This window comes from Methylobacterium brachythecii (assembly GCF_014196345.1).
In the GTDB taxonomy this organism is placed as follows: Bacteria; Pseudomonadota; Alphaproteobacteria; order Rhizobiales; family Beijerinckiaceae; genus Methylobacterium; species Methylobacterium brachythecii.
The window spans coordinates 711,773-729,680 of the sequence record NZ_JACIDN010000001.1; the positions used below are offsets into that span (position 1 = coordinate 711,773).

A 17,908-nucleotide genomic window follows, 5' to 3' on the forward strand; every position below is an offset into this window, starting at 1 on the left:
CACACAGCTTGCTGTCGAACCACGCGGTTTCGGCACCGATCGGCTCCGAATTAACGGCCGCGTAACCGCGTCCGCATACCTTTGCTCATCAGTGATGGAGCGGAATGTCGGGCCGGCCCGGCGCTGTCCGCGATGGCGGCGCGGCTTTTGGCCGGGCAATCGGTTCGAAGAGTGCGGAACGGATCACCGGTAATGCGTAGCGTGTCAGGCCGTACCCTTCGTGCGACCGTTCCTCCCGCCGCTCTGGTCGCCGTCGCGATCCTCGCCGCGATCACCACCCCTGCCGAGGCGCGCCGCCACGGGCATCACCGGGGCGCCCATCATCGCGCGGCTTCGGGCGGCTACAATCCGCCTTACGCCGCGATGGTCGTCGATGTGAAGACCGGCAAGACGTTGCATGCGGTCAACGAGGACGCCCTGCGCCATCCGGCCTCGATCACCAAGGTGATGACGTTGTACATGCTGTTCGAGCAGCTCGAGCGCGGCCGCTACCGCCTGGACTCGCCGCTGACGATCTCGTCCTTCGCTGCCTCCCAGGCTCCGTCGAAGCTCGGCCTGCGCCCAGGCTCGACCATCGAGGTCGAGGACGCGATCAAGGCGATCGTTACGAAGTCGGCCAACGACGTCGCCTGCGCCATCGGCGAGAACATCGCCGGTTCGGAATCCAAGTTCGCCGAGATGATGACGCACAAGGCGCGCTCGCTCGGCATGACCCGCACGCACTACGCCAACGCCTCCGGCCTGCCGGATGCCGATCAGATCACCACGGCCCGCGACCTCACGGTGCTCGCCCGGGCGATCCAGGATCGCTTCCCGAACTACTACAAGTATTTCCAGACTCGCTCTTTCGCCTTCCGCGGCCGGGTCATCGGCAACCACAATCACCTGCTCGGCAACGTCCAGGGCGTCGACGGCATCAAGACCGGCTACACGCGCGATTCCGGCTTTAACCTCATGACCGCCGCGAAGTCCGACAACCGCCAGATCGTCGCCATCGTGCTCGGCGGCAAGTCGGGCGCCAGCCGCGACCGGATCATGGCCGACCTCGTGCGCGGCAGCCTGCCGCGCGCCTATGCCGGTGCCCGCCAGGTGCCGGGCCTGATTGAGACGGCCGAGCGCGGCCGCCCGGCCGTCATCGCCGACGCCGCCTCGAAGACCCGCACCCGTTACGCCTCGGCCGAAGATGACGAGATCGAGACGACGGCTTCGACCGATGCCGTGCCGACCACGACGCCCGGCATGAGCCGCAAGCCCCCGCAGGCTATCCCCGGCGCGGCGCAGGCCTACGCCCCCGCCCAGGCCTCGTTCCCGGGGGGCAAGTCGAGCGCCCGGCTTCCGGCCTACGATTACGACGCCGTGGCCGCGCGCTCGGAGGCCCCCGCGAAGGCAGAGAAAGCCGAGAAGGCCGAGATCACATCGCGCGGCATGACGCCGACGGCCTGGGTGATCCAGCTCGGCGCCATGGACGACGAAGACAAGGCCAAGTCGATGCTCGCCGAGGCCCGCGGCCGCGCTGCCGGCGCCCTCGGCAAGGCCGCGCCCTACACCGTGCGCGTCAGCCATGGCGGCACCACCCTCTACCGCGCCCGCTTCTCGGGCTTTGCCGAACAGGGTTCCGCGCAGGATGCCTGCTCGGCCCTCAAGAAGAACGGCTTCAACTGCTTCGCGACCCGGAGCTGACACCAGCCATCCTAGCCCCTTAGCGGGCGATCTACCCCTCGGCCCCGTTCGGGCCGGCGGTCGTCACATCAGCCATTTCTGACAACGCGCGTGGAGTATCAGCGATGTCGGTCCGTCAGTCTGTCTCGAGCCGCGTTGACGCGAGCGGCAATCGCAGCGCTGCCCCCCTGGTCGGGATGCAGCCGCTTCATCAGCGTCCGGTGCGCCGAGCGGACCTGCTCCAGGGACGCCCCGCGCTCAAGCCCCAGGACCTGATAGGCCTCCTCTTGCGTCATCGCCCCTGGGTCAAGCGGGCGGCCCGCCCCCGGGTGAAGATCGCGCTCAGCGTCTACACGCCAGCCGGCATGCCGGCGGTCCAGATACGCCTCTAGGAGCCGCGCGCCGTCGGGATCGGCCCCGCGGCAGAGGGCGTGAAGCGCAACGAGATCCTCGCGGGGGATTTCCGAGAGACGTTCGCCGGTCCGAGGGCCGGCCAGGATCACACCATCCCCGGATCCGGGGTCGAGTTCGACCGTTGCGGTGCGCCGCGCCGGGCGTCGCGGTTTCATTGCCGACAGGAAGCGGGCGAGCCGGCGCGACAAGCCTTCTCCGCCCTCCAGCATCCAGAGCGCGCATGCGGCGAGCAGCGTGGCCGGCAGTAAGGAACCCCGTAGAGCGAGCAGTGCCGCCAGAGCGAAGCCCGCATAGCTTCCGAGCCGCCTCGGGCTCAGCCCGGCAGGCAGTCGGCCGCCGCTGCGGCCGAGCCACCAGAAACCGAAGAGCGCGACGAAACCGAGGGCGAGCAGCATGATCCCGTGATCGGGCCGTTCGGCCTCCGGGTAAAGCCTCGAGACGGGTGCGCTCGCTCACCGACGCCCGGTCGACGACGCCGGATGATGCAGGATGCCCACACTCATCCACAAGCTGACGACGTGCGTCACCGCACTGCAGCGATGGTGGTCGCCAAGCTAACGAATTGCTTACACTTCGAACGCACAGTCATCGTATCGCCGAAGACGAGCATCCGAGGTGGAAAAGAGGCACAGAGGCGCGGAAGCTTTTGTGTCCGAAGTACGCAACTGCGTCGAGACCGTGACGATCAGGCCCCAATTGCCTGAAATGATCGCAAAGACGCCAACAGATGCTCCCATTCGCGCACGAAGAAGCATCACCTCGGCTCATCGAAGCGGCAAATCGCCGATGGGTCGGAAGAACAGGGTTCAAGAGGACAGTCGAGACATGGAAACCGAGGCTCTCGAACGACCGGCCGACCTGACGATCTGGCGCACGCTCCCGGCTTCTTCGCCGTTGGCGCAGCCCGCGCGCTACGACACGCTGCGCGAGGCGCTCGCCGCCGCCGCCGGCGCGCTGAGCGATCCGGCCAAGCAGCCCTGGATCATCACGGAAGAGGGCGAGATCCTCTCCCCGAACTGGATCCGCACCTATCTGAACTGATCGCCGCTTTTCGGCGATCGACATCGCCGGGTTTCCGGCAACAAGCGGTCCGGCCCGTCCTCGGGTCCGGACCGTTGTCGTTTGCGGCCCATGCCAGCGCGGCTCAGGCGCCTTCGGCAACGGGCAGTGGCCTCCGCCGGGTGCCCGCGGCCGCCTCGCTCATGGCTCTCGGCCGGCTGACCAGCGTTACCAGCACGTAGGAGACGATCATCAGCAGGAACCAGGAGCCCAACTTGGCAAATGCAACCGGAGACCAGCCGGCCGCCTGGCTCGGATAGATCCAGACCCGCGTGGCCGTGCCGATGTTCTCGGCGAACCAGATGAATAGGGCGACGAGGCCGAAGCCAACGAGCAGCGGCATCGAGCGATGCGTGTGCCAGACCTTGAAGTGGACGATCGTGCGCCCGAACAGCAGCGCTGTCGCGGCGAACAGCACGAGCCGCAAGTCCGGCATGTAGTGGTGGGCGAAGAAGTTCACGTAGATCGCTGCGGCGAGCGGCAGCGTCAGAACGATCGCCGGATGCCGCTCGAAGCGGAAGTCGAACAGCCGCCAGACACGGGCGATGTAGGAGCCGATGCTCGCATACATGAAGCCCGTGAAGAGCGGCACGCTGGCGATCCGTAGAAGGCTCTCCTCGGGATAGATCCACGAGCCGACACCGGTCTTGAAGATCTCCATGACCGTGCCGACGACGTGGTAGAGAGCGATGACCTTCGCCTCCTCCCAGGTCTCCATCCGAAGCATCAGCAGGGCCACCTGGATCGCCACCGCGGCGAGGGTGAGAAAGTCGTAGCGGCCGAGCGCGGCGTGGGCCGGGTAGAAAAGATGCGTGCCGATCAGCAGCGCGCACATCAACCCGCCGAACAGGCAAGCCCAGCCCTGCTTTACCCCGAAGCGCAGGAATTCGTAGGCGAAAGACGCCGCTCGGCCCTTCGCGGCAACACGCGCCCCGAGCCGGGCTTCTGCCGTGATGAAGCGCGCGAGCGGTGGCCAGAGCCGCGCGGCACTGGTCTCTTCGGGCTTGTCGCCGCGTCGCCACATCGTGCGAACCCCTCCCGCCGCGATGGCCGGTGCCATGCGAGCGTCCCGAGCCTAGCGATGATGGCCGCGCCTTCGCGTTCGCTGGCGCACGGATGAAACCGTCGCGTTCATTCGACAATACTGTGTCTGACGAAGGGGGGAGGATCCGATGCTGCCGTCGACGATCCATGACAGCCGCGACCCATCGGTGATCCGCGTCGAGCGGGAACTGGCGCGGCTCGAGGCGCTGGCTGCACGGCGGCGCTACCGCATCGCGATCCTACGGACGCTGCGCGGGGGCCTCGGCGCGGGCGGGACCCTGGCGACGATGCTGAAACTGAAGGTCGCCGGCTCGCTCGGGCTCAAGCTCGGCCTTGCGCTCGTCGTCGGCCTCGGATTCGCGTGGCCGATCTATGCGCTCGCCGCCATCGCGATCGGCTTCGTCCTCCTGTCGGTGCTGTCTTGCGAATCGCCGGACTGCAATTGCGATTGTCCCAGCGATTGCCAACGCAAGGAGAAACGCCGGAAGCACCTCGATGAGATGATCGAGACGCGCAGGGCTTGGCTTCTCGCCCGAGCCTGAGCCCGGCGCCACCCGATCCGGCCGCCAGTCACCTTCGGCGACAGCCGTCGCGGACATGATCCCGCCGCGAAGCGGGAGGAAGGCGGCATCACGGGGGATTTCGGGTCGGTGGGTCGGAGTCGAGCATGGCATGGCGGCTGAGCAGCTTGGCGGGCGCGCTCCTCCTGGCGTCGTCGCTCGCCGCCGACGCGGCGCCACGATCCTTCGTCATCGACTACGGCCTGTCCTTCCTCGGCCTCACGGTCGGCACGTCGAAGCTGACGGCAGAGCGGAACGCGGAGCACTACTCGCTCGAGCTCGACGGGGGGCTCGCTGGAATGGCCGGCTGGTTCTTCCAAGGCGGCGGCAAGGCCGGATCGAGTGGCCGGATGTCAAAGTCGGGAACCGTGCCCTCGTCGTTCAAGATCGACGCGCATTACTCGGATTATCCGGTGACGGTCGCCGTCGCTTTCAACGACGGCACCGTGAAGAGCGCCGCGGTCGACCCGATGCCGACGCCGCGCCCCGATCGGCTCCCGGTCGCGGCCGGCGACAAGGTCGGCGTGACGGATCCGGTCGGCATGCTCGCGATCCCCGCGCCGTCCGGGCCGCTGGAACCATCGATCTGCGATCGGCGCATCCCCGTCTACGACGGGCTGACGCGCGTCGACATCGTGCTCTCCCGCGGCAGCGTGAGCACGCTCACCAAGGGCCCTTATCGCGGGCCCGTGCTCGAATGCCGTGCGCGCTGGGTGCCGGTCTCGGGCCACCGGCCGAAGGGCTCCTCGGTCAAGCGGATGCAGGAAAACGACGACATGCGCATCCGTCTGGCCCCGGCGCCGGAGGTCGGGCTGCTGTTGCCGCTCTCTATCAGCGTCGGCCTAACCTGGGGCACGGCCAAGATCGATGCGACGCGGTGGGGCGAGGCCGCCCCCACGCCGAAGCCCGGCAAGGGGGCGAAGGCGTCGGCACAACCGTAGGGCTCCACCATAAGGTGTGCTTGGCCGCCGCCACAAAGCTTCTATAACCGGGCAAAGGCTGTACTAGAGTTCGCCGATGTCCCGGATTCCAGATTTCACCACTCTCTCCTATGCGGCAGAGCCGATTCCGGCTCCCCCGCCTCCGGTGTCCGAGCCCTGGATGACCCCCGAGGGCATCGCGGTGAAGGGCTTCTACGGCCCTGAGGACCGCGAGGGCCTGGAGGGTGTCGGCTCGTTCCCCGGCATCGCGCCGTATCTGCGCGGTCCTTATCCGGCGATGTATGCGGCGCAGCCCTGGACCATCCGGCAATATGCCGGCTTCTCGACGGCCGAGGATTCGAACGCCTTCTACCGGCGCAACCTCGCGGCCGGGCAGAAGGGCCTGTCGGTCGCCTTCGATCTCGCGACCCACCGCGGCTACGATTCCGACCACCCGCGCGTCTCGGGCGACGTCGGCATGGCGGGCGTGGCGATCGACTCGATCTACGACATGCGCGTGCTGTTCTCCGGCATCCCGCTCGACGAGATGACCGTATCGATGACGATGAACGGCGCGGTGCTGCCGATCCTCGCCCTCTACATCGTCGCGGCGGAAGAGCAGGGCGTGCCGCCCGAAAAGCTCGCCGGAACGATCCAGAACGACATCCTTAAGGAGTTCATGGTCCGCAACACTTACATCTATCCCCCCAAGGGATCGATGCGGATCATCTCGGACATCTTCGGCTATACCTCGAAGAACATGCCGAAGTTCAACTCGATCTCGATCTCCGGCTACCACATGCAGGAAGCCGGGGCGACGAACGACCTCGAACTCGCCTACACGCTCGCCGACGGCGTCGAATACATCAAGGCGGGCCTCGCCGCCGGCCTGACCATCGACCAGTTCGCACCGCGCCTGTCGTTCTTCTGGGCGATCGGCACGAACTTCTTCATGGAGATCGCCAAGATGCGGGCTGCGCGCCTGATCTGGGCGAAGCTCGTCAAGCAGTTCGACCCGCAGAAGGAGAAGTCGCTGCCGCTGCGCACGCATTCCCAGACGAGCGGATGGTCGCTGACGGCGCAGGACGTGTTCAACAACGTCACCCGCACCGCCATCGAGGCGATGGCGGCGACGCAGGGCGGCACGCAGTCCCTCCACACCAACGCGCTCGACGAGGCGCTGGCCCTGCCGACCGACTTCTCGGCCCGCATCGCCCGCAACACCCAGCTCTTCCTGCAGCAGGAGAGCGGCACTACGCGGATCATCGACCCGTGGGGCGGCTCCTATTACGTCGAGAAGCTTACCGCCGACATCGCGGCTCGCGCCTGGGAGCACATCAAGGAGGTCGAGGAACTCGGCGGCATGGCTAAGGCCATCGAGGCCGGCATCCCGAAGCTGCGCATCGAGGAGGCCGCGGCCCGCGCCCAGGCCCGGATCGATTCCGGTCGCCAGACCATCGTCGGCATCAACAAGTACAAGCCCGACGACGACATGGCGATCGAGCTGATGCGCGTGGACAACAAGAACGTGCGCACGCTGCAGATCGACAAGCTCAAGCGGCTGCGCTCAGAGCGCAAGCAGGCCGACGTTGACGCGGCGCTGGCCGCGCTGACCAACGCGGTGAACACCAGCGAGAACCTGCTCGAACTCGCGGTCAACGCGGCGCGGGCCAAGGCCACGGTCGGCGAGATCTCCGAGGCGCTGGAGAAGGCCTGGGGCCGTCACCGCGCCGAGATCCGCTCGATCTCGGGCGTCTACAAGCGGGAGGTGGGCGGCATGTCGCCGGCAGTGGAACAGGTGAAGCAACTCGTCGAGGAGTTCGAAGAGAATGACGGGCGCCGCCCGCGTATCCTCGTCGCCAAGATGGGCCAGGACGGGCACGACCGCGGCCAGAAGGTCATTGCCTCCGCCTTTGCCGATCTCGGCTTCGACGTCGACATCGGGCCGCTCTTCGCCACTCCGGACGAGGCCGCGCGCCAGGCGGTGGAGAACGACGTCCACATCATCGGCGTCTCCTCGCTCGCCGCAGGCCATCTCACCCTGGTGCCGGAGTTGAAGACTGCACTGACGGAACAGGGCCGCGAGGACGTGATGATCGTCATCGGCGGCGTGATCCCGCCGGCCGATTACGACGCGCTCTACGCGGCCGGCGCCTCGGCGATCTTCCCGCCCGGCACGGTGATCGCCGAGGCGGCGGTCAAGCTGATGACCGAGCTGAACGACAGGCTGGGCTATGCGAAGCAGCAGGCTGCGGAGTAGTCTTCGAAAGAAGAGCTTGCGCGAATTTTGCTCGGGTGGATTTGAGTTGACTCGATCCGTCCCGGACCGGGCCAGTCTCCCGTGGGGTTCCCTCGTTCACGTCTCAGGCCGAGACTTCGAGGGCGCTTAGCGGATCACAATCTGTCTCTTGGGGCGGCCAGATCCGATGTCCGAAGTCAGCGTCGAGCGCGTCCTCCCGGTGATCCTCTGCGGAGGGTCAGGCACGCGATTGTGGCCGGCCTCCCGCGAGAGCATGCCGAAGCAGTTCTCGCGGCTCGTCGACGCCGAGACCTCGACGTTCCAGGCCACCGCGCTGCGCGTGACGGACGCCTCGGTCTTTGCGAAGCCGATCGTCATCGCCTCGTCGGACGCGCGCTTCATCGTCGCCGAGCAACTGGCTCAGAGCGGCGTCGCCGCCGACATCGTCCTCGAACCCAGCCGGCAGGATTCCGCCGCGGCCGTTGCCGTCGCCGCCCTCTGCGCCGCCAAACGCGATCCCAGCACCGTCTTGCTGATCCTCGCCGCCGACCACGTGATCGGCGACACCGAGGCTTTCCGGGCGGCGGCTCGTGACGCGGCCAGCGGCGCACGCGCCGGCCACGTCATGACGCTCGGCATCCAGCCGACGCGACCGGCGAGCGATTACGGCTATGTTCGTCCAGGTCCGGTTCTGGATGGCCTGTCCGGCCTCCACGCGGTCGAGCGCTTCGTCGAGAAGCCGGACAAGGCCGGCGCCGAGCGGCTGATCGCTGAGGGTGCCCTCTGGAATTCCGGCTACTTCATGTTCCGCGCCGACGTGATGATCGCGGAGCTCGCGGCCCATGTGCCCGACGTGCTCGCCGCGGCCCGTGCCGCGCTGGAGGCGGCCACGAGCGATCTCGACTTCATCCGCCTCGACGCCGCCGCCTTCGCCAAGGCGCCCAAGACCTCGATCGACTACGCGGTCATGGAGCGGACCAGCCGGGCGGGGGTGCTGCCCGTCTCGTTCCCGTGGTCGGATGTCGGCACCTGGGACGCGGTCTGGAAGGTGCTCGACCGAGACTCGCAGGGCAACGCTGTGCGCGGCCGGGTCGAGCTGGTCGGCACCACGAACAGTCTGGTTCACAGCGAGGGCGAGGGCCTGACCACGGTGGTCGGCCTCGACGACGTCGTGGTGGTGGCGACGCCCGACGCCGTGCTTGTTGCTTCGAAGGCCCGCTCGGGCGAGGTCAAGGATCTCGTCGCCACGCTGCGCCAGAAGGCTCACCCCGAGGCGGACGCGCACCGGCGCATGTACCGGCCCTGGGGCTGGTATCAGCGCATCGATATCGGCGAGCGCTTCCAGGTGAAGCGCATCATGGTCACGCCCGGCGGCCGTCTGTCGCTGCAGAAGCACTATCACCGCGCCGAGCACTGGGTTGTGGTCAAGGGCACGGCCGAGGTCACGGTGAACGAGCGTGTCGTGCTCGTGCACGAGAACGAGGCGGTATATCTGCCGATCGGCTCGATGCACCGCCTCACCAACCCCGGCAAGATCCCGCTGGAGCTGATCGAGGTCCAGGTCGGCTCCTACACCGGCGAGGACGACATCATCCGCGTCGAGGATATCTATGGACGGTAGCCGCCGGCTGCCGTCATGAAAGTGTTGCCGGAGCTGAGCCAGGAACACGCCCGGCCTGCGATGTCGTCGCAGGTGTTCCAGACCTCGGGAACGGCCGGCACTCATCCCCATGCAACATCTTCTGAGCGACGCGCCGGCCATGCCCGGTCTTCTCTGGGCCATGCGCTTCGACGAGGGGGGGCGAGGCCATCTCGTCGCGCATGGTGAACCGCTGCCGAATCCCGGCGATTTCGGCGAGTCCTTCGTCTGGCTGCACTTCAACCTGAACCACGCGCGACTCGCCGATCTGATCTCCCAGGAACGGTTCGGTCCGTCGCATCTGGCGACGTCTGCCTTCGGCGCCGATGAGCATCAGCGCATCGCGGTCGAGAATGGCCATATCGGTGGCGTGGTCGCCGACCTCGTCCAAGAATTCTGTCCCGAGGCGAATGCGGATGCCGCGGGGCGTCTGCATTTCGTGATGGGTCCGCGCTTCCTGGTCAGCGGTCGCCGTCATCCCGTCCTGGCGCCGGAGGCGGTTCGCGAGGCCGCGACGGAGGGCAAGAGCATGAGCGCGCCGATCGCGCTGCTCGAGACGCTCGTCAGCCACGTCATCGCCTCGATGGCAGCGACGGGCGCCCGCCTCGTCGACGAGCTCGACGCGATCGAAGATCACATTCTCGAACGCCGCGAACGCACGCGGGGCGAACGTCGCCGTCTCGGTCCGATCCGCCGCGACGCGGTGCGGCTGCACAGACAGCTGCTCGGGCTGCGCGCCGTGTTCCATCGCCTGGAGGCGGCCGACGAGGACGAGAACATCTCGGCCGCAGCCATGAAGACGGCGAGCCGGATCGCCCAGCGCCTCGACGCCCTCGACCGCGACATGGTGATGATCGCGGATCGAAGCCGGCTGATGCAGGACGAGGTCAGCGCCCACCTCGCCGAGGAATCGAACCGGCAGATCTACACGCTCTCGATCCTCACCGCGGTCTTCCTGCCGCCGACCCTGGTCACCGGCTTGTTCGGCATGAACACCAAGGGCCTGCCGCTCTCGGATTTGGAGAACGGCTCCACTATCGCGATCGTCATCGGCGTCATGTCCGCCATCGCGGTGTTCGGCGTGATCCGCGCGCTCGGGATCAAGTCGCCGCGCGACTGAGACGGCCCGCTCCGATCAGTAGTTGATCGTGGTGCGAAGGCCGAAGACGGCGGCGTTGCGAAGCCGGGTGCCCTGCTCGTCTGCGAGGCCGCCACCGGGGCGCATCACGTATTGGAAGTCGGGCTGTACGGTCAGGCCCGGCACGATTTCGGCCTGATAGGTCAGCTCCAGGACCGCCTCGCTGCTGCGGACCGGCCCGGTGCCCTGGCCGAGGAAGATCAGGTCGCGGTCGTAGCCGCGCGCCGCCGAACTGATCTTGGAATAGAGCAGTCCGAGGCCGATCGTGTCGTTCGGGCGATCCGGGAACAGGCCTTTATAGGCGATGCCCGTGTCCAGATAGAAGCTGACCAGGTTGCGGTCCGACGGGGTCGCCGAGACGCGCAGGAACACGCTGGCGCCTTGGTCGTCGTGATCTGGGTCGCGATAGATCGTCTGATCCAGGATCGCGTAGATTCCATCGTCGCCCCGGAAACGGCGGGCGAAGCCGCTGGCCTGGGGATCGGCGAGAAGGCGGCCGCCGACGCTGTCGAAGCGCGGGCTGTCGAATTGTCCGAAATGGTGCCAGCCGCCGAGGGTCGCCGTGCCGGGCAGCCCCTTGGCGTCGTTGGCGATGCTGTAGGCGTAGGCGACCTCGGCGATCACGAGTGCCGGATCGTTCACCCGGAAGCTGGTCCCGCTGGGATTGCGCCGCTGCGGATCGGTGACGTCGCCGAGCGCCGGCACGCCGGCCGAGTCGCCGTTGAAGAGCCCGGCCTGGAACGAGAGGTGCTCGTCCGGCACGTATTTCGCGCGGATCGCCGGGGTCGCCAGGGGATAGATCGGTCCGCCGCTCGGCAGCACGACGGCTCCGATATTCGGCCAGCCGAACCCGGCATTCAGAAACACCACCGCCGACTGGGCGATGGCGAACTCGGTGTCGGCCGAGATCTGGCCGACCTTCAGCGATAGCTTGTCGTCGAACAAGCGCTGCTCGACCCAGAGCTCGAACAGCCGTGTCGCCGACAGCGCCTCGATGCCGCTCACCGTCGTTAGGTTGTCGACGAATTTTCGGCTCAGGCCGTGGCCGTTGATCTGGAAGAAGTCGGTGTGGAAGCGGGCGCCGCTCCAGCCCGCCAGCTTGTCGAGGTCGACGTCGAGCGAGGTGTCGAGGCGCCCGCCATAGGTCGCGCCGCGGCGCAGGCCGCCGCGCACGTCGGCAAGCCCCTCGCCGATATAGGTGACGACGTAGGTGATCCCGCGTTCGGCGAGGTAGGCGCGATATCCGAACGGATCGCCGTAGGGTCCGAGCGACGACTGGATCGAGCCGCCGTTGGTGACGGAGACCTGATCCGAGGTGCGCGATTGGGCGACCGCGGTCTGCGGATCGCCGCCGGCGCCGGTCAGGGGCAGCTGCGATTGCTGCGCCTGCACCGGGCTGCCGCCCCAGAGGGCGCCCGCCATCGCGATGGCGGCTGCGGCGTGCCGCAGCCGTTCGGGCAGGCGCCGGCGGGCCATGGCCGACGCGTCGGCCGGATCAGAACTTGGCCGGAACGTACAGCTCCGGCGCGACCGGGTGGCGGATATAGTCGTCGTGGCGGACGCGGTCAGGCAGGTTCACCGGGGGATGCGGAACCTCGCCGTAGGGGATCTGCTCCAGCAGGTGGCTGATGCAGTTCAGGCGGGCGCGCTTCTTGTCCACCGCCTCGACAACCCACCAGGGCGCCTCGGGAATGTGGGTGCGGGCCAACATCTCTTCCTTGGCGCGAGTATAATCCTCCCAGCGGCTGCGCGACTCGACGTCCATCGGGCTGAGCTTCCACTGCTTCAGCGGGTCGTGGATGCGCATCTGGAAGCGGAATTCCTGCTCCTCGTCGGTGATCGAGAACCAGTACTTCACCAGGATGATGCCCGAGCGCACGAGCATGCGCTCGAATTCCGGCACGGAGCGGAAGAACTCCTCCACGTCGTTCTCGGTGCAGAAGCCCATCACCCGCTCGACGCCGGAGCGGTTGTACCAGGAGCGATCGAACAGCACGATCTCGCCGGCCGCCGGCAGATGGGCGACGTAGCGCTGGAAGTACCATTGCGTGCGCTCGCGCTCGCTCGGCGCGGGCAGCGCCGCCACGCGGCAGATCCGCGGGTTGAGGCGCTGGGTGATGCGCTTGATCGCGCCGCCCTTGCCGGCCGAGTCGCGGCCCTCGAACAGCACCACGACCCGCAGGTTCTGGCTCTTCACCCAATCCTGCAGGCGCACGAGCTCGTGCTGCAGGCGGAGCAGCTCGCGGAAATAGACCTTGCGGTCGAGCCCCCTGGCCTTCCGCTCGGCGGCGCCCTCTTCGAGGCTCTCGAGGCGGTCGTCCTCGAGCTCCAGCTCGAACTCCTCGTCGTAGCTGTCCGCCAGCTCGCGGCGGATGGCCTCGATGGTGGCTGCGTTGTCGGTCATCTCGGCTGTTCCAGGTTATGGTGTTCCGACCGGGATTAGACCGCCGTTCGTGACAGTTCCGAGAAGGCTGTGGTCCTGGACGCGGTTTCCCCACCTTGCATCCACGGCTCGCGCGCGATGCAGCCGCGCCACGCCCCGTCGCCATCTCGTCCGCGGACGGCCTCGTCGCTTGACGGCGATGGCGCCCCTCCCAAGGTTAGCGCACCTCACGCTCCGCGAGCCCCCATGGCGCTGTTCGCCCGACTGATCTCCTACGCCACGGCGGCCTTCGGCTCCGACAAGCCCGTACGCCAGGATGCGGAAACGGCCGCCCAGGCCGACGAGCATCTCGCGGCCACGGCCCTGCTGGTGCACGTCGCGCGGGCCGACGGCGTGCTCGATCCGGCCGAGGCCGAGCGGCTGACCCGGCTCGTGCGCTCGCGCTTCGCCGCGACGGAGTCCGAGGCGACGGCGCTGATCGCCCGCGCCGCCGCGTTCGACGCGGAGACCCGCGACATGGCGAGCCTCGTCGAGCTGATCGGGGAGGGCGACAACGAGGAGCGCGAGCGCATCCTGGCCATGGCCTGGTCGGTCGCGGGAGCGGATGGCGACGTACACGAGTTCGAGGAAGCCCTGGTCTGGCGCCTCGGCAAGCTGCTCGGCCTCGACGAGACCGCCATCGGCCGTGCCCGCGAAGGCGCCCGCATGGCGGCCGAGGCCACGGCGGAGCTGGCGCAAGCGGGCCGCACGGGACGGTGACCGATCTCGAGCGGAGCCTCTTCCCACTGTGATCGTCAGCCTCGCCCTCATCCTCATCGCCCAGCTCCTCGGCGAGGTCGCGGCGCATGCGAGCGGCGCGCCGGTGCCCGGGCCGGTGATCGGGGCCGCGCTGATGTTCGGCTTCCTGCTGATCCGGGACCGGTATCGCCGGGCTGCCGAGACGGTCCTGCCCCGCCCCCTCGTCGAGGGTGGGCTGGAATCCACCGCGAAGGGCTTGCTCGCCCATCTCTCGCTGATGTTCGTGCCGGCGGGCGTCGGCATCGTCGGCCGCCTCGACGTGCTGGCGGCGAACGGGCTCGCGCTCGCCGTTGTCCTGCTCGTCTCCGTAGTGCTGACCCTGTCGGCGACGGCGCTTACCTTCGCGGCAGTCTCGCGCCTCGTGCGACCGCCGGAGGAGCGTCCGTGAGCGGCGATTTCGCCCTCTGGGTCTATCTCTCGCGCACGCCGCTCCTGTGGCTGACCGTGACGCTCGTCGCCTACACGGTCGCGGACCGGTTCTCCGAGGCCACCGGGCGGCACCCGCTCGCCAACCCGGTGCTGCACGCGATCTGGCTGACCGGTCTCGTCCTGAAGCTGACCGGCACGCCCTATGAAACCTACTTCCAGGGTGCCCAGTTCGTGCACTTCCTGCTTGGTCCGGCGACGGTGGCCCTGGCCCTGCCGCTCTATGAACGCAGGGCCGTCGTGAAGCGCGCGCTGCTGCCGATGCTCGCGGCCCTCGTCGTTGGCTGCGTCACGGCTCTCACGAGCGCGATCGTGCTCGGGAGGGCGCTCGGGTTGAGTCACGAGATCGTCGTGGCGATCGCACCGAAATCGGTGACGACGGGCGTCGCCATGGGCATCGTGGAGACGCTGGGCGGCGATCCGACCCTAGCCGCCGTGCTGGTCATGCTCACCGGCGCGGCGGGGGCGATCATCGTCACGCCCCTTTTCAACGTCCTGCGCATCCGGGACCTGCGCGCCCGCGGCTTCGCGGCGGGCCTCGCCGCCCACGGCCTGGGCACCGCGCGCGCCTTCCAAGTCAGCGAGACCGCCGGCACCTTCGCCGGCATCGCCATGGGGCTGAACGCGTTTCTCACGGCGATGCTCGTGCCGGTGGCGCTTGGGCTGATCAGGTAGTCCCTGCTTCGGCAGCCCCATTCATTATTCCGCCTCGCGCAGCAATGAACTGCCGAGATCGGGCATTATCATCGACAAGGTCCCAGAGCACTCTGTCGTCACGGCCCGGGGACATCCCGGCCAAGACAGCCAGGGATCAAACCGATGAAACTCCATGTCCATCCCCTCTCCGGCCACTCGCACCGGGCTCGCCTGTTCCTTTCGCTGCTCGGTGTTCCGCACGAACTGGTCGAGGTCGACCTCATGGCCGGCGCGCATAAGACGCCCGAATTCCTCGCGTTGAACCCCTTCGGCCAGGTGCCGGTACTCGAGGATGACGGCGTCGTCGTCTCCGATTCCAACGCGATCCTCGTCTATATCGCTCGCAAGCTCGGACAGTCCGATTGGCTGCCGTCGGATGCGCAGGGCGAGGCTGCCGTGCAGCGTTGGCTGTCGGTCGCCGCCGGCGAGCTGGCCTATGGCCCGGCCGCGGCCCGTCTCGTCACCGTCTTCGGTGCGAAGTTCAGCCCAGAGGAAGTGATCGGCCGGGCCCACACCCTGCTGGGGCGCCTCGAAGCGCATCTCGGCAGCCGCAACTGGCTCGTCGGCGAGCGCCCGACCATCGCCGACGTGGCGATCTACGGCTACGTGGCCCGCGCTCCCGAGGGCAATGTCGATCTCTCGGGCTACCCGAAGGTGACGGCCTTCCTGCGCCGGGTCGAGGCGCTGCCTGGCTTCGTCTCCTTCGTCGAGACCCCCGCCGGCCTCTCGGCCGCAGCGTGACATGAAGCTCAGGGCGCGCCGGGTGGCGCGCCCTGTCTCACCCGATCGGAGGACACGGCCATGAGCTACGTGACGACGATGAGCAAGCTGGCCACCTGGCATGCCGGGGAGAAGGCCATCCAGGAGAAGGCCGGCGTCGCCGAACGGATGGAGCAGGTCGGTCAGCGCGTGGTCCGGGACTACCTGCCGGACCAGCATCGCGACTTCTTCGAGCACATCCCCTTCATCATCCTCGGCAGCGTCGATCGCCAGGGCGATCCTTGGGCGACGATCCTGCCGGGAAGGCCAGGCTTCATCGCGTCCCCCGACGCGCACATCCTCGAGATCGGCGCACGGGGTGACGCGAGCGATCCGGCTACCGAAGGCATGGCGGAAGGCAATGCCATCGGCTTGCTCGGGATCGAGCTGAACACCCGACGCCGCAACCGCGTGAACGGTATCGTCCGCGCCGAGACCGGCGACGGCTTCCGCTTCGACGTCGATCAGAGCTTCGGAAACTGCCCACAATACATCCAACTGCGCGACCTCGATTATGTCCGCGACCCGAGCGAGCCCTTCGCCGGCCTCGTCGAGGAGAGCGTCGCGCTCGACCCATCCGCCCGCGAAATGATCGCTGCTGCCGACACCTTGTTCGTTGCCTCCTTTGCGGAGCGCGACGACCGGCGGCAGGTCGACGTCTCGCATCGCGGCGGCAAGACCGGGTTCGTGCGCATCGCCGAGGACGGCACGCTCACCATTCCCGATTTTGCTGGCAATCTGTTCTTCGCGACGCTCGGCAACATCCTGCTGAACGGCAAGGCCGGCCTCGTCTTCGCCGATTTCGAGACGGGCGACCTGCTGCAGATGACGGGCGAGGCCGAGGTCATCCTCGACTCGCCCGAGATCGCCGCCTTCCAGGGGGCTGAGCGCCTGTGGAGCTTCCGCCCCCGCCGCATCGTGCGGCGGCGTGGCGCGCTGCCCCTGCGCTGGTCGTTCCGCAAAGACGCCTGGTCGCCGAACGCCCTGATGACCGGCGATTGGCAGCAGGCCGCCGACCGCCTCCGTGCGGCCGAACTGGCGACGCGCTGGCGCCCGATGAAGGTGGCGCGGATCGTCGACGAGAGTCAGGCGATCCGCTCGTTCCACCTGGTGCCGGACGATGGCGCCGGGCTGCTCCCGCATAAGGCGGGGCAGCACCTGCCGATCCGCGTCACGCTGCCGGGATCGGAGAAGCCGGTCATCCGCACCTACACCCTGTCGGTCGCGCCGTCAGATGCGGTCTACCGCATCAGCGTGAAGCGGGACGGCGTGGTCTCGCGGCACCTGCACGACACCCTGCGCGTCGGCGACATCATCGAAGCGCGAGCGCCGAACGGCGTGTTCACGATCGATGCGCGCGAGAAGCGCCCGGCCGTGCTGCTCGCCGGCGGCATCGGCATCACGCCGATGCTCGCGATGCTGCGCCATGTCGTCTACGAGGGCCTGCGCACCCGCGGCATCCGTCCGACCGTCCTGTTCTACGCGGCCCACTCGAAGAGCGAGCGCCCGTTCGACCGGGAGCTCGAGGCCATCGTCAAGGCCGCGCAAAGGGGCGTGCGGGTCGTTCGCGTGCTGAGCGATCCGGAGGGCGCCGAGGAGGGCGTCGACTACGATGTCGCCGGTCGGATCGACATGGCGATGCTCGGCCGCTTCCTGCCGTTCTCCGATTACGACTTCTACCTCTGCGGACCGCCGCTGTTCACGCAGGCGCTCTACAACGGCCTTCGCGGGCTGAACATCGCGGACGAGCGCATCCATGCGGAGGCGTTCGGGCCCTCGTCGCTGGTCCGGACCCTGCCGGTGGCGGCGCCCGTGTCGTCCTGGCCGCCGCCCTCGACCAAGCCGGTGCCGGTGGCGTTCATGGACTCGACGAAGGAGGCTCGCTGGACGCCTGAATCCGGGTCCCTGCTCGACCTCGCCGAGGCGCGCGGACTCAGCCCGGAATTCAGCTGCCGGACGGGCTCCTGCGGCACCTGCAAGACCCGGCTGCTGGCCGGAAAGGTCACCTATCTGCGGGAGCCGACGGCTCCCCTGGAGGAGGGTGAGGTGCTGATCTGCTCGGCTGCGCCGGCCGAGGGCGAGGACCGCATTCAACTCGCCCTCTGACATCGTCAAATCGCGGAAAAACGAGGTTTTTCGCGATTGCCCTCGGTCTCTCGAGAGGAGCCGACGTC

Annotated in this window: 16 protein-coding genes; 12 read left to right on the plus strand and 4 right to left on the minus strand. The window is 67.9% G+C overall.

What is annotated here, in order from left to right; translation table 11 throughout:
• Positions 1-192: 192 nt before the first annotated feature.
• Positions 193-1,680, plus strand: coding sequence for a D-alanyl-D-alanine carboxypeptidase (locus GGR33_RS03420; protein ID WP_183501948.1), 1,488 nt, complete (start codon positions 193-195; stop codon positions 1,678-1,680).
• A 98-nt stretch (positions 1,681-1,778) separates the two neighbouring features.
• Here GGR33_RS03420 and GGR33_RS03425 read toward each other — a convergent pair whose 3' ends face one another.
• Positions 1,779-2,468, minus strand: a complete 690-nt coding sequence (locus tag GGR33_RS03425; protein WP_183501949.1) for a J domain-containing protein — start codon at positions 2,466-2,468, stop codon at positions 1,779-1,781.
• 430 nt (positions 2,469-2,898) lie between these two features.
• On the opposite strand from GGR33_RS03425, the gene GGR33_RS03430 reads away from it, so the two are divergent.
• Complete coding sequence (locus GGR33_RS03430; RefSeq protein ID WP_183501950.1) at positions 2,899-3,114, plus strand: hypothetical protein; 216 nt, start codon at positions 2,899-2,901, stop codon at positions 3,112-3,114.
• A gap of 103 nt (positions 3,115-3,217) precedes the next feature.
• Here the strand turns inward: GGR33_RS03430 and GGR33_RS03435 are convergent, their stop codons facing one another.
• A complete protein-coding gene (locus tag GGR33_RS03435; protein WP_183502192.1) occupies positions 3,218-4,156 on the minus strand; it encodes a DUF817 domain-containing protein in 939 nt (312 codons plus the stop codon).
• A gap of 148 nt (positions 4,157-4,304) precedes the next feature.
• Here GGR33_RS03435 and GGR33_RS03440 point away from each other — a divergent pair, with 148 nt between their 5' ends.
• The 5 genes from GGR33_RS03440 (at position 4,305) to GGR33_RS03460 (ending at position 10,654) form a co-directional block, all read left to right on the plus strand.
• Positions 4,305-4,718, plus strand: coding sequence for a hypothetical protein (locus GGR33_RS03440; protein ID WP_183501951.1), 414 nt, complete (start codon positions 4,305-4,307; stop codon positions 4,716-4,718).
• Between the two features lie 125 nt (positions 4,719-4,843).
• Complete coding sequence (locus GGR33_RS03445) at positions 4,844-5,677, plus strand: DUF3108 domain-containing protein (RefSeq protein WP_183501952.1); 834 nt, start codon at positions 4,844-4,846, stop codon at positions 5,675-5,677.
• Between the two features lie 76 nt (positions 5,678-5,753).
• Positions 5,754-7,916 carry a methylmalonyl-CoA mutase gene (gene scpA, locus GGR33_RS03450; RefSeq protein ID WP_183501953.1) on the plus strand — a complete coding sequence of 721 codons (2,163 nt, stop codon included), beginning with the start codon at positions 5,754-5,756 and terminating at the stop codon, positions 7,914-7,916.
• Positions 7,917-8,082: 166 nt separating this feature from the next.
• Positions 8,083-9,516, plus strand: a complete 1,434-nt coding sequence (locus tag GGR33_RS03455; RefSeq protein ID WP_183501954.1) for a mannose-1-phosphate guanylyltransferase/mannose-6-phosphate isomerase — start codon at positions 8,083-8,085, stop codon at positions 9,514-9,516.
• 139 nt (positions 9,517-9,655) lie between these two features.
• Positions 9,656-10,654, plus strand: coding sequence for a CorA family divalent cation transporter (locus tag GGR33_RS03460; protein WP_246412754.1), 999 nt, complete (start codon positions 9,656-9,658; stop codon positions 10,652-10,654).
• A 15-nt stretch (positions 10,655-10,669) separates the two neighbouring features.
• On the opposite strand, the gene GGR33_RS03465 is transcribed toward GGR33_RS03460, so the two are convergent.
• Entirely contained in the window at positions 10,670-12,148 is a 1,479-nt protein-coding gene (locus GGR33_RS03465; RefSeq protein WP_183501955.1) for a carbohydrate porin, read from the minus strand.
• Between the two features lie 19 nt (positions 12,149-12,167).
• On the minus strand, positions 12,168-13,076 hold the full coding sequence (gene ppk2, locus GGR33_RS03470; protein ID WP_183501956.1) for a polyphosphate kinase 2: 909 nt from the start codon (positions 13,074-13,076) through the stop codon (positions 12,168-12,170).
• Between the two features lie 225 nt (positions 13,077-13,301).
• Between ppk2 and GGR33_RS03475 the strand changes: the two genes are divergently transcribed.
• From GGR33_RS03475 to GGR33_RS03495, 5 genes are all read left to right on the plus strand, one after another.
• Positions 13,302-13,814 (plus strand): tellurite resistance TerB family protein, encoded by a 513-nt coding sequence (locus tag GGR33_RS03475; protein WP_183501957.1) that lies wholly within the window; start codon positions 13,302-13,304, stop codon positions 13,812-13,814.
• 28 nt (positions 13,815-13,842) lie between these two features.
• A complete protein-coding gene (locus GGR33_RS03480; RefSeq protein ID WP_183501958.1) occupies positions 13,843-14,241 on the plus strand; it encodes a CidA/LrgA family protein in 399 nt (132 codons plus the stop codon).
• The gene (locus GGR33_RS03485; RefSeq protein WP_183501959.1) at positions 14,238-14,954 is read left to right on the plus strand and encodes an LrgB family protein; all 717 of its coding nucleotides are present in this window, start codon (positions 14,238-14,240) and stop codon (positions 14,952-14,954) included. Before GGR33_RS03480 ends, GGR33_RS03485 begins: the two co-directional genes overlap by 4 nt.
• 144 nt (positions 14,955-15,098) lie before the next feature.
• Positions 15,099-15,716: a glutathione S-transferase family protein gene (locus GGR33_RS03490; RefSeq protein WP_183501960.1), complete on the plus strand. Its 618-nt coding sequence runs from the start codon at positions 15,099-15,101 to the stop codon at positions 15,714-15,716.
• A 60-nt stretch (positions 15,717-15,776) separates the two neighbouring features.
• Positions 15,777-17,840: a 2Fe-2S iron-sulfur cluster-binding protein gene (locus tag GGR33_RS03495; RefSeq protein WP_183501961.1), complete on the plus strand. Its 2,064-nt coding sequence runs from the start codon at positions 15,777-15,779 to the stop codon at positions 17,838-17,840.
• Positions 17,841-17,908 lie beyond the last annotated feature (68 nt).